The 16207-nt window shown below is 65.3% G+C and carries 2 protein-coding genes (1 of these 2 running past the window's edge); both read right to left on the bottom strand.

Translation table 11 applies throughout. The features are described 5' to 3' along the window. On the bottom strand, positions 1–484 hold a 484-nt coding region (locus FVE66_RS12320), incomplete at its 3' end, for a hypothetical protein (protein ID WP_151447705.1). Beyond that, positions 412–16207, bottom strand: partial view of a hypothetical protein gene (locus FVE66_RS12315; RefSeq protein WP_151447704.1) — the 3' end only. The gene runs 19508 nt beyond the window's last position; the window shows 15796 of its 35304 coding nt (coding positions 19509–35304); the start codon falls outside the window, past its right edge; the stop codon is at positions 412–414. The genes FVE66_RS12320 and FVE66_RS12315, both read right to left, overlap by 73 nt.

The raw sequence follows: 16207 nt of genomic DNA, 5'->3' as shown, positions 1-16207 counted from the left end.
CGGTTTCACCGCCGGAGGCCATACGGGCGCGGTCCGCGAAGCTGACGTCGCCAGTGCCAACCGACAGGGTCAGTTGCTGTGCGGCCGACATCAGCGCATCGGTACCGAAGCTCACGTTGCCGTTGTTCACTGCCAGCGTCAGGTTCTGGTCCGACGTCATCTCGGCCGAATCGGAAGCCGTGACGCTGCCGACATTCACCGCCATCGTCAGGTCGCCGCCTTCGGTGCGCATCACCGCATCGTTCGACAGGCTCAGGTTGCCCTGAACGAAGCCGTTCAAGGTGCCGCTGATGATCATCGAAGCACTGTCGGCCATGCTCAGGTTGCCCGTGGCAACCGTCAGGTCCAGCGAAGCCGCCGTCACCGACGCCAGGGAACCGAAGCTGACATCGCCGTCGCCGGCCGTCAGCGTCATGTCTTCAGCCGCAGCCAGTACTGCCTGCGTCGAGAAGCTGATGTCGCCGGCATCCACCGTGAACAGCATGCCTTGCCGGTGCCGACTGCGAAGCTCAGTTGCTGTGCCGCTGCCATCACGGCATCCGTCGAGAAGCTGGTGTCGCCCGTGCCAACCGTCACCGTCATGCCGGCCCCTGCCGTCATGCTGGCTTCGGTCGCGAAGCTCAGGTTGCCGGTACCGATCGTGACCAGCGTGTCACCGCCGGAAGCCATCCGGGCGCGGTCCGCGAAGCTGACGTCGCCAGTGCCAACCGACAGGGTCAGTTGCTGTGCTGCCGACAGCAGGGCATCGGTGCCGAAGCTGACGTCGCCGGTGTTCACGCTCAGTGTCAAGTTCTGGTCGGATGTCATCTCGGCCGAATCGGAGGCCGTGACGTTGCCGACATTCACGGCCATCGTCAGGTCGCCGCCTTCGGTGCGCATCACCGCACCGCTCGACAGGTTCAGGTTGCCCTGCACGAAGCCATTCAAGGCGCCGCTGATGAACATCGAAGCGCTGTCGGCCATGCTCAGGTTGCCAGTAGCAACCGTCAGGTCCAGCGAGGCTGCCGTCACCGACGCCAGGGAACCGAAGCTGACATTGCCGTCGCCGGCAGTCAGCGTCATGTCCTGTGCAGCAGTCAAGACGGCCTGGGTCGAGAAGCTGATGTCGCCAGCATCCACCGTGACCAGCGCGTTGCCGCCGGAAGCCATACGGGCGCGGTCCTCGAAGCTGACGTTGCCGCTGCCGACTTCGAACGTCAGGTCCTGGACCGCTGCCATCACGGCATCCGTCGAGAAGCTGGTGTTGCCCGTGCCCAGCCTCACCGTCATGCCGGCCCCGGCCGTCATGCTGGCTTCGGTCGCGAAGCTCAGGTTGCCGGTACCGATCGTCACCACGGCTTCACCGCCGGAGGCCATACGGGCGCGGTCCGCGAAGCTGACGTCGCCAGTGCCAACCGACAGGGTCAGTTGCTGTGCCGCTGACATCAGCGCATCGGTGCCGAAGCTGACGTCGCCGGCATTCACCGTCAGCGTCAGGTCCTGGTCCGAGGTCATCTCGGCCGAATCGGAGGCCGTGACGTTGCCGACATTCACCGCCATCGTCAGGTCGCCGCCTTCGGTGCGCATCACCGCACCGCTCGACAGGTTCAGGTTGCCCTGCACAAAGCCATTCAAGGCGCCGCTGATGAGCATCGAGGCATTGTCGGCCATGCTCAGGTTGCCCGTGGCTACCGTAAGGTCCAGCGAAGCTGCCGTCACCGACGCCAGGGAACCGAAGCTGACATTGCCGTCGCCGGCAGTCAGCGTCATGTCCTGTGCCGCAGTCAAGACGGCCTGGGTCGAGAAGCTGATGTCGCCGGCATCCACCGTGAACAGCATGCCCTCGCCGGCCGTCATCGATGCGCGGTCCGCGAAGCTGACGTTGCCGGTGCCGACTTCGAAGGTCAGTTGCTGTGCCGCTGCCATCACGGCATCCGTCGAGAAGCTGGTGTTACCCGTGCCCAGCCTCACCGTCATGCCGGCCCCTGCCGTCATGCTGGCTTCGGTCGCGAAGCTCAGGTTGCCGGTACCGATCGTCACCACGGCTTCACCGCCGGAGGCCATACGGGCGCGGTCCGCGAAGCTGACGTTGCCGCTGCCGACTTCGAACGTCAGGTCCTGGACCGCTGCCATCACGGCATCCGTCGAGAAGCTGGTGTTGCCCGTGCCCAGCCTCACCGTCATGCCGGCCCCGGCCGTCATGCTGGCTTCGGTCGCGAAGCTCAGGTTGCCGGTACCGATCGTCACCACGGCTTCACCGCCGGAGGCCATACGGGCGCGGTCCGCGAAGCTGACGTCGCCAGTGCCAACCGACAGGGTCAGTTGCTTTGCCGCTGACATCAGCGCATCGGTGCCGAAGCTGACGTCGCCGGTGTTCACGCTCAGCGTCAGGTTCTGGTCGGATGTCATCTCGGCCGAATCCGAAGCCGTGACGTTGCCGACATTCACCGCCATCGTCAGGTCGCCGCCTATGGTACGCATCACTGCATCGCTCGACAGGCTCAGGTTGCCCTGCACGAAGCCGTTCAAGGCGCCGCTGATGATCATCGAAGCGCTGTCGGCCATGCTCAGGTTGCCAGTGGCTACCGTCAGGTCCAGCGAGGCCGCGGTCACCTGTGCCAGCTCGCCCATCAGCATGGAGCCGAGGTCCGCGGAAATCATCATGGCGCCGTCAGCTGACATGTGCGCTGCTGGAGCGAGCTGCAGATTGCCAAGATCGACGTCCAGCGCAACGGTAGCAGCATAAATGGCCGACTGCAGCAAAAGGTCGCCGGCGGACACGTGGGCCCGCAAGGCGCCGGCGGCATCGATCTGGCCGACCTCTGTCGTGCCCAGCAATTCGAGGTTCATGTCGCCGGCCATGGTGCTGGCCTCGACGATACGCGCGGCACTGATGTCCAGCTCGCCATCGACCGAATTGTTGCCAATCCGGACCGCCGACAACAGCATGATGCTGCCGCTGCCGGTTAGCGCGATGTTCGGGAACGCGTCGCTGTCGGCGAACGTGCCGTCAACGATCGCGCCGGCCGATGACGACAGCGACAGATCACCGTTGTCGACTCCAAGGCGGCTGAGCGTGACGTCGCCGCTGGCCTGGATCGAGGCATCGCCGCCAACCGACAGGCTTACCCCATCGCGCATTGCGAGCGCGCCAGCCCTGACGTCAATGTCGACGCTTGCCGCGGACTGCGCCCCGACCAGATTCAGGTCACCCGCCTGCGACACGACACGCAGCGCGCCGTCCAGGTCCATGGTGTTGACCGCCAGCGTGCGCCCGGTTTCCAGGTACACGCCATCCAGCCCGCCGTCGATATGGTCCAGCAGGCGGACCGAGACGTCCACATCCTGCCCGGCACTGGCGCCACCGGCGCCCAGCGCGCTGAGCCGCACCTGTGCAGCAGCGCCGGTTGCGGTGATGTTCGACTGCTCGCCGGCCGTGCCATCCAGCAGGTGGCGACCGGCATCGATATCGAGCGTGCCGTCTGCGGTAGTAACCGAAGACAGCACGATGTCAGCCGAGGCCTGCAGGCTGAGGTCACGCGCGGCGGCAATGGTCGAGCCATCCTGCATCCGCAGGTTGCCGCTGCGCACGCTGATTGCTGCGGCATGCGCTTGTATCGACTGTGTCAACAACAGGTTGCCGCTGACGAGGTCCAGTGCCAGCACGCCATTCAGCACGCTGGCCTGGCGCAGTGTCATCGTGTCGAATCCGGTCGCAGCATGAGCCGAGACGGTGGCGCTGCCGCTGCTGGCTGTGATCGAATCGATGGCCTGCATGCTGACATCGATATCGGCATCGCCAGTGCCGCCGATGCTTGCGGCCGACATGCTGAGAGTACCGGTGCCGACGATATTGAATGCTTCGGTGCCGTTCACCGTGGCAGCCAACCCATCGGTGATGGCGCTGCCCGCCGTAATCGCGACCGTGCCGCTCGCGCTTTCGATGCGTGACAACACGACCGCACCAAGGGCGCTCAGCGTGACGCCACCGGTCGGCACTGCGCCGGTGCCGAATACCTGGATCAGGCCGGTCTCGGCCATCTGCAGGTTTTCCGCGGCGCTGAAGCTGGCCGATTGTGCTTTGACGAACCCGGTCACATCAAGCCGCAATCCAGCCCGCACGGTCGCCGCAGCGGTGCCATCCAGGCTGGCCAGTTCCAGCGCATTGGCATCGCGCAAGGAGATGGCGGCGCCAGTCACGGCCACGGCGCGGAAATCATTGTCCGCCGCATCCAGTGCAATGTTGTAGCGGGTCATGCCCGCGCCGCTGCCGGATTGCGCCGTCAGTTGTGCCGGACGGTTGCTGCCGGTCAGCAGCATGCGGGTGCTTGCCGACTGGGTGATGCTGCCGGCTGCCAGCACATCGACGGTGCCCGTAGCCGACAAGTTGCCGAAGATGGTTGCGCCAGCCCGGGTGTCCAGGTCGCCGGAAACCGTGCCCGAGATCGTGACGCCATTGACATCGACCAGGCGGGTGTTGCCGGCGCTGAGCACATTGACCGCCGTGAAATCATTGTCCACGTTGGCCAGCGTGATGGCATGCCGCACCGTCGCCAGGCCGGTACCGCTTTGCGCAGTCAACGTGAGCGACTTGTCGGCCGTACTGGCCACGATGCGGGTATCCGCCAGTTGCCCGATATTGCCGCCGGCGCTGACGGTTACGTTGCCGCTGGCCGTCAGGTTGGCAAAAGTGATCGCGTCGATATCGTTCAACACCACATCGCGCGCGCTCACCACGCCGACCGCGGCGCCGAAGTTGTTGGCCTGGTCGAGCGTGATGTCCTTGCCGGCGCCAACCGTGAGGCTGGTGGCGCCGCTGACAAGGATCGCGCCGCTGTCGGTCAGCGTGCCCTGCGCGGTGACGCTGAGAGTGCCGCTGACAGTGCTGGCGCCAAGGTCGAGGTTGTTGATGTCGTTCAGGGTGACAACCCCGCCCGACACGATGCGCACCGCCCCGGTGAAATCGTTATCCCGTGCCAGGCTGATGTTGTTGTCCTGGTTAAGGATCGATGCCGGGTCCGGATCCACATAGGCGGTCGCCTGCAGCGTGGTGGTGCCGGCCACGGTGATTGCACCGCTCTGCGTGATGCGGCCGGTGGTCGTCAGGTCAAGACTGCCGCTGATGGTAGCGGCGGCAATGTTGATGCTGCTGACATCGTTGATCCTGACATTGCGGGCACTGCCGATGGCCACCCCGGCGCCGAAGTTATTGGCGTTGTCCAGCGTCAGGTCGTTGCCCGCGCCGACGGTGAAGATGGTGGCCCCGGCGACCGTCACATTGCCGGTGTCGGTGACGTTGCCAGCCGCAGTCAGCGCCAGGTTGCCGCCGATGCTGGTGGCGCCGAATTCGACGCCGTTGATGTCATTGAGGATGACGTCGGCCAGCGTGGCCATGCTGAGCGCGCCACCGAAGTTGTTGTTGCTGTCCAGCGTGATGGCGGACTCGTCGCCGGTGGTGGCCAGGCGCGAGGTGCCGGAAACCGTCAGCACGCCGCTGTCGGTGACCGGGCCGCCGGCCGTCAGGACCAGGTTGCCGGTGATGGTCGATGCGGCCAGGTCGATGCCGTTCACATCGTTCAGCGTGACATTCGAGCCAGTCAGCTTCACGCTGGAGAAGTCGTTGCCCGCCCCGTCCAGCGTAACGGCGTAGGTGGTGGCGCCGGCATTGCCGGCACTGATCACCGCCGTCTTCTGCAGGTTGTTGGCCAGGATCGTGCTGCCCGCGATCTGGACGATGGCACCGCCGGCCGAGACCAAGGATAGGCCGCCGCCAACCGTCAGGTTGCCGACGCCAAGGCCTGCTGCGCTGCCGCTGACACTGCCACTGCCGATCACGGCCAGCGTCAGGTCATCGCGCGTGCTGGCGGTATTGAGTTGCAGCGCGCCGCCGTCCACATCCAGGCGGGCGCTGCCGGCCATGGCCGAGAGGACGCCGACTGTGACCGTCTGGCCGCTGGCGCGCCGCAGGTTGGCATTGATGTCGCCGGTGCGCGCGCTCAACAGTGGCACCGACGGCGCCGAGATGTCGAGGTCGTTTGCCGCGCTGCCGATGCTGCCTGCGGCGATCGATACCGCACCACTGATGGTCGAAATGTTTTCCTGCTCGGTCACTCCGCTGCCGCTGCTGTTGTTCGCATCGGCGACCCCTCCGCTCACCGTCAAGGTCACGGCGCCGCTGGTGGTCGTTACGCGGCCAAGGGCCAGGTTGCCGCTGGAGGTCAGGCTGACATTGCCAGCCTGGCTGCTGGCCTTCGGCAGGTCGATGTTGCCAGCGGCGATGATGACAATCCCGTCCTGGCTGCCGCTGGCAGCGCCGGTAGCCACCAGTTCGCTGGCTGCCTGCATGTTCAGGTTGCCGCCGACGATCAGCGACACCGAACGGCCGTCGATCATGGCCGAGGTGCTGAGGTCGCCGGCATTCAGCGTCAGGTCGACATCGCCGTTGCTGCTGGCGTCGACCCGGCCGAGGGTAAGCGTCTGCCCATCCTGGCGTTGCAGGTCGACGTAAATGCCGCCACTGCTGGCGGTCAGGCTGCCGATGACCGGGGCCGACACCGTCACCGCATTGGCCGTGCTGCCGATGCTGGCGCCGGACAGCGTAACCGTGCCGCTGCTGGTGGAAATATTGGCCGTCTCGCTGGCATTGGCGCTCAGGGCGCCGCTGGCGCTGACGCTGACGGTGCCACTTCCGCCGGCCAGTGTGTCAAGCCTGATGTTGCCGCCAGCCGTGGTCGACAGCGTGATCGCACCGGTGGTGCGGATCGTACTGTCGCCGTTCATGGCAATGCCGCCGGCCATGCCGGCCAGGCTGACCGCGTAGCCCTTGCTGGCTGACAGCACGGAGCCGGCTTCCATCGTCACCGAGCCGCCGCTTATGGTGATGGCGCCGCTGGCGCTGCTGTTGCTGCCGGATACCACCACGTTGCTGCCGGCGACACTGATGCCCTGGCCCGCGAACACATTGTTCAGGGTCACGGTGCCGGTCACGCCGCTCACCACGACGCCCTTCAGGTAATAGCCCGAGATTTCGAGGTTGCCGTTATGGCCATTGATGATCAGCCATTCCTGGGCGCCGATGCTGGCATCGCCCGACAGGTTGAATTCGAGGTTGGTGCTGCCAAGCTGGCCGGCCTGGTTCAAGGCGTTGGCAGTGAAATCCCGCCCGGTCACATCGATGTCGATGTTCAGGTCCGAAACATCGTCGGACACGACCTCCTTGACGTAGCCGGCGGTGCGCAAGGTGATGTCGCCCTTCGACAGTGCGTCGATGCGGTCGATGTAGATGCCGCCGTTGCCGCCGACGAACATCATCTGGTTACCTTCGACGTCGCTGGTGAAACGAGCGTCGTCCACCGTCAGCGTGCCGTCGGCGGAGATGTCCATGCTGCCGCTGGCGAGGCGGGCCGTGAGTTTCAGGTCGCCGCTGTTGGACAGCGCCATGCCGCTGCCGTTGCCGGTCCCAGGCAGGCTTGAGTTCAGGCTCGAGTTCAGGCTGGCGCTCTGGACGTCGGTGCGCAGGTCAATGGTCGACGCTGTGTTCACCGTCAGGTGTTTCGCCTTGAGCACCTCGGCCTGGCTGGATATCGCGCCGGCGGTGGTGGACAGGCTGGCCGTTCCGGTCGCGGCGACCGTGATGCGATCCATGTCCAGCGCCTGGCCGGCCTGGATGTCGACATTGCCGGCTGTGCCCGCGGCGTCGATGTCGATCCGGTTGTAGGCGACAGTGCCGAGGTTCAGCCGGATCAACGCCGAGGTATCGTTGACCAGTTTCACGTCCAGCGTAGCCTCGGCCTCTGCCTGCGCCGTGACCTCGACCAGCGAGCGGGTGATCACCTGTACCCGCTGGCGGGTAGCCGCATCGAGCGCGGTGCCGACGCTGTGGCCCGCAGCCTGCGCATCGACGATGCGGTACAGGGTGCCGCTGCCGTCGGCAGTACTGGACAGCAGCTTGACCGCGACCGCTGTCACTGCATTGTTGGCGCCGGTCACGAATTCAATCGCATCCTGCACAAACTTGCCGCCCACCGTGTCGCGGTAGTACTTGCCCTGGGCTGTGTACGGGGCGCCAGTGGTGGCGTTTGCCGGAACCGCAGCTTCCAGGTATTCCCTGCCGCTGGCGCCGGTGATCACGCGCAGGCCGGTCAGGGGATCGCGCGCTGCATAGATCCGCACATTGCTGCCGTCGGCATACAAGTCGACATCCACAATCGCGGCACCGGATGCGCGGCTGAGCGGAGCGTCGATCAGGATGTCGCGATGCGAATGCAGCGACAGCCGGTCGTCACTCGCGTTGGCGGCATTGATCTTCAGCGCCGAGCTGACCCTGATGGTGTCGTCCGACGTCACCGTCAGTTGCGATGCAGTGTACGACCGGGCGACTGCCGTGGCGCCGACCAGTTGCGTGGTCGGCAGCGTGAAGGCATTGCCAGTATGGAATTCAATGCTCTGCGGCGCATCCAGCCACTGCGAAGCATGGATGTTCAGGCTGCCGTGCGCATCCAGCACCAGGTTGGCGCCGGTGGTGACGCTGCCGCCGTCAGCCAGCGAACGGATCTCTACATCGCTGGCGGTGGAGCGCAGGCTTAGCGTGCTGCCGGTGCCGGCAGCACTGGCCTTGAACACATCCAGCGCGGCGTCGGAAGCGATAGTGACATCGCCGGCCAGCGCTGTGACATCGGAAATCTGCAGGCGGGTGCGCTGGGTAGATTGCCAAGCCTGGGCACCTGTCGGCGTGATCGCATCCGTGATGGCGATATTGCCGGTGGCGCTGTCGACATCGCGCAATTCCGCGACCGACACTGTCAACGCAATGCTGCCCTGCGCATGCAAGGACAAGGCGCCACCGGCGACAAACTGGCTGCCGTCCGAAGAAGTGAGGACCGGGGCGCGGGTGACAATATGGGTGTTGCTGCCCGAACCGGTGATGCTGCCGCCGGCTGTCAGGCTGATATCGGTCGGCTGTGCCGACAGTTCGAAAGCGGCGCCCGCGGCCGGTGCGACGGTACGGCTGCCGCTGCGGCCCGAGTCGACATTGCTGATCGCCATGCTGCCCGGCGTAGTCAGCGTGATCGCGCCGTCATAGGTCTTGAGCCCGGTGACGCTCAACAGGCCGTTAGTCGTGGTGGCAAGATTGAGGTCGCCGCGCCGCTGCACGCTCGCATTCAGCGTACTGACCGCCAGGTTGCTCAGCGTCACACCCTCGCCGGTGGTCAGCAACAGGCCGGATCCGGACACCAGCGAACCATCCAGCTGGGTGACGGTGGTGCCGGCGCTCAGCGTGACGGCATCGCCGGCGATCTGATCGATCACGAGTGCGCTGGCTACGCCGCTGCCGAGGTTGACATTGCTGCGCGCAGCAGCACTGCCTGCGCTCACCGAGCGCGCGGTCAGCATGCCCTGTGCGGATACGCTCACGCTGCCGTTGGCGGCAGAGAGTTCGGTGGCGTCGAGATCGCCCCATGCGCTCAGGCGAATGACGCCTGCACTGGTGCTGCGCGCCGTCAGCGTACCTGCTTCGAGTTCGAGCGCGCGGCTGTTGGCGGCGTCACCGGTGATGCTGCCCATTGCCGACAGCGTCATATCTGCCGCGGACAGCGAATTGTTGCTGCTGTAGATCGCGCCGCGCACCGCTTGCACAGCCAGGCCTTGCGCAGCTGCCACACGGCTGCCGGACAGGCTGACGTTGCCGCCGGCGCTGCCGGCGGTCAGCGTGATGCCCTGGGCCGAGAGGTCGGTCTGGACGTCGCCGGTGATGGAAGCGGAACCAGAAGTGGACCCAGAAGCGCCGGCTGTGACCGCCAGCGTGCTTCCCGCGGAGACGATGGAATTCAGCGCAATATTGCCGACCGCGCCCAGGCTGACGGCGTCGGCAGCCCGCAACTCCCCCTGCAGGCTCATGCCGGCGCCAGCCGTCAGGCTGATGTCGGCGCCACTGGCGGCAGCCAGGTTGGCCGGCGCCACATCGATGCCGGCGGTCAGGATCGAATTGCCGCTGATGCTCACGCTGCCACCGGCCGTTGCCTGGATGGAGCCAGCCGCGCGCAACTCGGACGCGGCCGCGATCGCATTGGCGACGCCGCTCGGCAACTTGCCGCTGATCGACAGGTCGCGCACCGCATTCAGCACCAGGCCGGACTGATCGCCCAGGCCGGTGGCTTTGATGATGCCCGCGATCTGGATGTCGCGGCCTGCATCGACGCTGACACGGGCGGCATTGATGGCATCGCCGGCAAACTGGCCGTATGCCAGCTCGCTGTCGTCGTAAATGCGGATCGAACGCGTGGTCGCCACATCTTCGATGATGGGCACGTCCTTGTACAAGGTGACCCAGGAAGTCTCGACCACCTTCGTCAGCCCGAATTCAGTACGGAATTTGGGCACGTTGTCGAAGATGTCGGTCGTGTTGCTGACCCACTGGTACTGCAGCGCATTGCGCTTGTCGGTGATCGTGTGATCCTTGCCGACCCAGTTGAAATCGTAGTCGTAGAAACTTTCGCCAGCGTATTTTCCGGCCCAGTAGCTGGTGTCCTGCCATTCGCTGACCACCATCGAGCTGGCATTCCAGTACACAAAGCCGTCCCACCACTGGAAGGAGCCAGCGCCCCAGTTCCAGTTGGTGTAGGTCTCGCTGTATCCGCGATAGCCGGAATGTTCGTAGAACGTGACCTGCATGCGGCCCGACATCCAGGCGGCCTCGACGTCGTCATTCAGGCCGTCGCCGACATAACTGTAATTGCCGGCCTCGAACGGGCCATGTATATATCCCCAGTCAGTCTCTTCATACAGATACATCTGCGCTGAGGTATTTGCGTAGGGGCTGAAGTAGCCGGCGGAAACCCAGTTATCGCGCCAGTTGTATCCCACCTCCGGGCGATAGTTCGACATCCAGTTGCCGGTCCAGTTGAGTCCGGCGGTCTCGTCGTAGTACCCGGACGGAGCCCAGGTATACCTGCTGTGCAGGTCGTAGCCGGCCGCATCGTTGCCGTTGGTGGCCCAGTCGGGCGTGTAAGCCAGGCGGGCCATCGCGCCGCCGCTGCGTCCATCGGTAATTTCAAACTGCCTGGTGCCGTTATTGAGGTAATTGATATCCCAGCGTGCCGGCGAATTGTCGAAGTCCCAGGTCCAGTCGCCGTTCGTGTAATACGACTGGTAGGCAGAACGGTCCTGCACATAACGGGCCACGCCGGTATCACGGTAGGTGCCGACGTTCTCGTTGAAGCTGGTCGGATTGCCCTGGCTGACCACACGCAGCACATCTTCTTCCGCACCGACCGGCATGCTGATCCACTTGTCTTCCCAGCCCGAGACCGGCATGTTGACGATATGGGTCGGCTTTCCAGCCTGGGCCCAGCTCGGCGCCCAGTCGGCTACCGTCGGGTTGCCACGGATCACGCGGTGTATCTTCAGCTGGTCGGCGGCGAAGGTGTACAACTTCTTGTACCCCAGCTGGCTCAGCACTGTTTCGCGCTGCGGATCGCTCAAGGCGCTGAATCCAAGCGGCCGGCCCTTCGCATCGGTTCCTGGCGCGCTGCCGGCCGGCCACGAGATCACCAGGCCGGTGCCGATCGATGACGCGCTGTTGCGGTAGTCCACACCCTCGATGAAGAATTCCCGCTTGGTCTTGGTGCTGCCATTCCAGTAACCGTCCTGGGTCAGCGTCACGTTCATCGTGTTGTAGCTGACGCCGGTCTTGATGCTGTCGAAGCCGTCCGGCAGGATATCCTCGGTCTCGACCCACTTGACCACGTCAACCGGAATCACCTGGTCCACCTCGGAGGTGTAGCCCTTCAGCACCGGCACGTAAACCGTTTCGGTGGTGATGATCGGCCTGGAAACGCTCCTGGTGTCCTCGGCACGGAAAGCTTCGGCGTCCAGCACGACGTCGTCGCCTGCCAGCAGCGTGACGCTGCCGTCGGCTTCGATCGCGCCGGTGCCGCCGATACGGAAGCTGCCATGGCCAAGGCTGGCACGCAGCACTTCGCCGCGCGCTGCGGTGTCGGAAACGGACTGCGACAGGCCGGCCCGCACGTCGACAGCGTCATCCGATTGCAGCTTGCCGTACAGCGACACGTCCACTGCCGCATTCAACAGCAAGCGGTGCTGCGAGACGATGGTGCCGGAGATGTGCAGCGTGCTGCCGCGCAAATGGACCAGCTCCTGCGCCACGATCTGGACTTCCAGATTCCAGTCGGTGGCGCCATCGGCCAGTATGTTGCCGCTGGCGATGATCTCGATCACGCCGGCATCGCCACGCGTTTTCAGCAGCGCGCCGTTGAGCGCGCTGATGTTGTGGCCGGTGACGTCGATGCGCTCGCTGGCGCTGAAGTCGCCCGACAGGTAGACCTCGCCCAACGTGCTGCCGGCGATGGTGATGCTGGCCGGACGCGCCTTGATCTGCAGGCCATCCACATAAGGCCGTCCGAACATGCCGTCCAGCCGCAGCGTGCCGCTGCCGCTGACCGCGATCGTCCCGGCGTCGCCGGTATCGATGGTGGCGCCGGAGCGGCGGATCGGATCGCCGCCCATCACCGGCACGTCGCTGGCGCCGATTTCCTCGCCAGCCTCGTTGATGTACTTGCCGCCTTCGTTCACCAGGTAGCCGAACTGATCCATCAGCCGGTCGTCGGCGTCGACGAAATAGCCGCTGCGCATCTGGTAGACCAGTGCGCTGGTCATCACCGAAATGCCGCTGGCGTCGCTCAATCCACCGTCCAGGGTGACCCAGCGATCGGCTTCGACAATGCCGTCGACAATCAACTGGCGGCCGGCGCTGGCGGCGATCGTGCCACCCGCCTGCCGCGCATCGACGAAACCGTCGATGCGTACGTCTTTCAGGCCGCCGATCGTGATCGCGCCGCTGGCGGTGCCGTCCGCAGTCAGCGTGCGGATGCTGCTGTTGCTGTCCACCAGCAGCCCGAGGCCGCCGCTGCCAGCGCCGATGCCGCCGTTCAGGCTGATCGTTCCGGTGGCCCTGACGGTGCCGCCGCTGTTGACGACCACGCCCGGCATGCCCACCCGGGCGCCAAGTTGCAGCAACTCGTCAGCGTTGATCACAACCGTTGCCTGGTCGGCAGTCGCCACCGCCGAACCGTCCACCCGCTGCGCGCCGGCATGGATGGTGCCGGCAAGCTGTACCCTGGCAGCATCGATGTCGATGCTGGAACCGGCCTCGCCGGTCATCAGCAGCACGGCGGCGTTGACGCCGATGTAATTGCTGGCATCCAGTTCCAGCCGGCTGCCGGCCTGGATGATGGCGCCAAGCTGGCTGTCGGGGAGACCGCTGACCGGCGTGCCGAACACGATCGAGCCGGCGTCGATCTTCAAGGTGGCGGTATCCCATAGCGCATCGAAAATCTCGACCGTGCCGCCGGCCGTGATCGAGAGGTCGCCGCTGGCCGTCAGGTTGCCGTGCAGGACCGCGTTACGGTCCGCCGTCATGCGGATTTCAGGGGCGCTGCCAGCATCTGCGCCAGCCACCCAGGAGCTGCTGATCGGGCCGTCGATCTGCAGGTCGCGGCCGGTGATGTCGAGTTGTCCCGAGGTGACGATGCGGCCGGTGGTACGGTCCAGCACGACCGTGCCCAGGTCAGAATTGATGGCAATCTCTCTGGCCGTGCCGGCCTCGAACACGCCACCCACTGCACCGGCGACAATGACGTCATTGGTGCCCGACAAGCTGATGCTGCCGGCGCCGCCATCGGTTTCGAGCCGGGCGGTGCTGGACAGGTAGAGGCTGTCCTGGCCGGTGATTTCAGTGCCGTCCCCACCATGCAGGAACACGCGGTCATTGGCTTCGATCTGGCCTTCGATGGTCAGCGTGCGGCCGGAGGTGATGACCACGTCGCTGCCGTTGCCGCGGGCGAAGATGTCGCCGGCTATCATGCCGTGAACGCCGGCATTGAAGCCGATCGAGCCGTTGATGGTTTCCAGCTGGCCGGTGACATCGAGTTCGATATCGCGGCCGTCGAGAGAGACGCCGCTGCTGAGCTGGATCGCATGCTCGGCGCGTACCTTGCCGGCGATATACACCTTGGCATTCGGCGCGCCGCTGGAACTGATGGTGACCACCGAGCCAGCGCCGGCGGCATCAACCGCGTACTCGCCGGAGGCGAAGTTCGCACTGGCAATCAGGTTGACACTGCTGGCCGCGCTCAGGTTGATCTGGCTGTTGTCGCGGGTCGTGGTGATGTGCGCCGAGCCCAGTATCACCAGGCCCTTGCCGAAATGCCGCTGCTCGGGATCGATCAGCTGGTTGTCGGCGCCACGCGTTGCAACCCGGGTGTCGGTGCCACCGGCCAGGTCAATCCGCTTGCCGGCGGTGATGTCGGTGCCGAGCTTCAACTGGCGATCGGCACGGACCGAGATGGTGGAGTCGACATCGTCGCGGATCATATTGCGTCCGGCGTACAGGCCGTTTTCGCGGATCTGTTCGACCCGTCCGCCGGCCAGCAGCAAGCCCTGGATCTCGACGTCGCTCACGCCATACAGCGTGATATCGCCGGCCGCACGCACGCTGCCATCTGCATTGCGGGTGCCGCTGACCACCAGTTCGGAAGCCGCATGTACCAGCACGCCGGTGCCGGTGGCATCGCTGCCACCGTTGACCGTGATGCTGCGGCTGGCGTTCAGGTAGCCGCCGGTCTGGACCGGCAGGCCCAGCTGGTTGACGGTATTGCCGCCAATGAAAGCGCGCTGCGCCGCCTGCACCACGATGTCGGAATCGCGGCCGGACCAGCTGATGGATTGCCCGGTCATCTGGCCATCGGTGAAGGTCTGCTGCAACTTGCCGCCGCTGTTGAGCGTGCCCATGATTTCCAGACGGCTGGCGCTGGTGGCGGTCAGGGTGCTGCCGCTGCCGTTGGCGCCCAAGCCGGCGGCAGTGATGCCACCGGCGCTGGAAATGAACAGCCCGAGGCCGTTGTCGTCGCTTCCGGCAACGCCGCCGTTGATCGTGACATCGCCGCTGGCGAGCAGGCCCGATTCGAGCCAGGCTTGCTGCCCGGCGCTGACCGTGACCGACGATCCCTCGCCATTGAACAACACGCCGTTCTCGCCGACCTCACCACCGGCGACGATGGCGCCGAATATGTCCACATCCTCGGCGCCGCGCACCGTCACCGCGCTGCCGGCATCGGTGGTGCGCACCGTGCTGGTGGCGTGGACGTACACGCTGGTGCCGCGGGCGTCGGCATGAGCGCTGCTGCCGTCCAGCGCCGCGCCGTCCACGCCGACGCCGCCATACAGGTTCAGGCCGGCAGTGGCGGTAATAAATCCTTCCACGTACAGCCATTCATCCGATTGCAGCGTCAGTGTCGAATCGGCGCCGAGCGCGTTGACGTTGCCGCGCAGGATCACGTCCTGCTCCGACCGCAGCACCAGGCTGGCATCGTCGCCGAGGCTGGTGATGGTGCCGGTCACCAGCATGCCGTAGCCGCCGGCATGCTGGGTCAGGTAATGATCCGGGCTGACGGCAGCGATGCGCTCGAAATAGGCGGTCTTGTTGAAGATCGCATAGCGCGGCAGGTAGGCGGCATCGGTCGGGTTGCCATAGGCTGCGTGGTCGTATTTCTGCGCGCCGGAACCGAGGTTCATCGACCCGGACGAGGAGATGGAGCCGCCCAGCAGCATTTCCCCGGCGGAAGTCAGGTTGACCACGCCGTTGCTGCCGGTGATGTAAGCCTCGAGGCCGTCCTCGCCGTCGCGGAAACCGACGCCGGCGCGTACTGCGGTGCCCGGATTGATGGCGACCACGTCATTCGAGGAAAGGTCCAGCGTGACCGACTGGCCCAGGCCGCGCACGTCGGCGCCCTCGACCAGCAGCAGCGCGCCGCCGGCATCCAGGTCAAGACGGGCATGGTCGCCATCGACACTGATCTCGCCGCGAATCTCGATGCTGGCAGCGGTGTCGATGCTCAGCACGCTGCCGTCATTGAGCACCGTGGTCAGGCTGCCGCCATCGAACTGCAGGCTGTTGGCGCCATAGAGCGGCGCATACCAGGCATCGCTTCCCGGCGTGCCGGTGACCGTGATGCCCAGGCTGTCCTTGCCGGTCAGCTTGCCGGTGACGATGCCCTGCTCGCCGATCTGCAGCAAAAGGTCTTTTGCCATCACGCCGGAATCCGGCAGGCCGAGCTGGTCATGCACGTTCTGGCTCTGCACCCACAGCTTGCGCGCCTGCAAGGTCAGCGTATTGTCCGGACTCTGCACGTCGCCAGCCACCGTCATTACA

The sequence above is a fragment of the Lacisediminimonas profundi genome (genome assembly GCF_008831265.1).
In the GTDB taxonomy this organism is placed as follows: Bacteria; Pseudomonadota; Gammaproteobacteria; order Burkholderiales; family Burkholderiaceae_D; genus Lacisediminimonas; species Lacisediminimonas profundi.
This window is presented reverse-complemented; position numbering and strand designations above follow the sequence as displayed.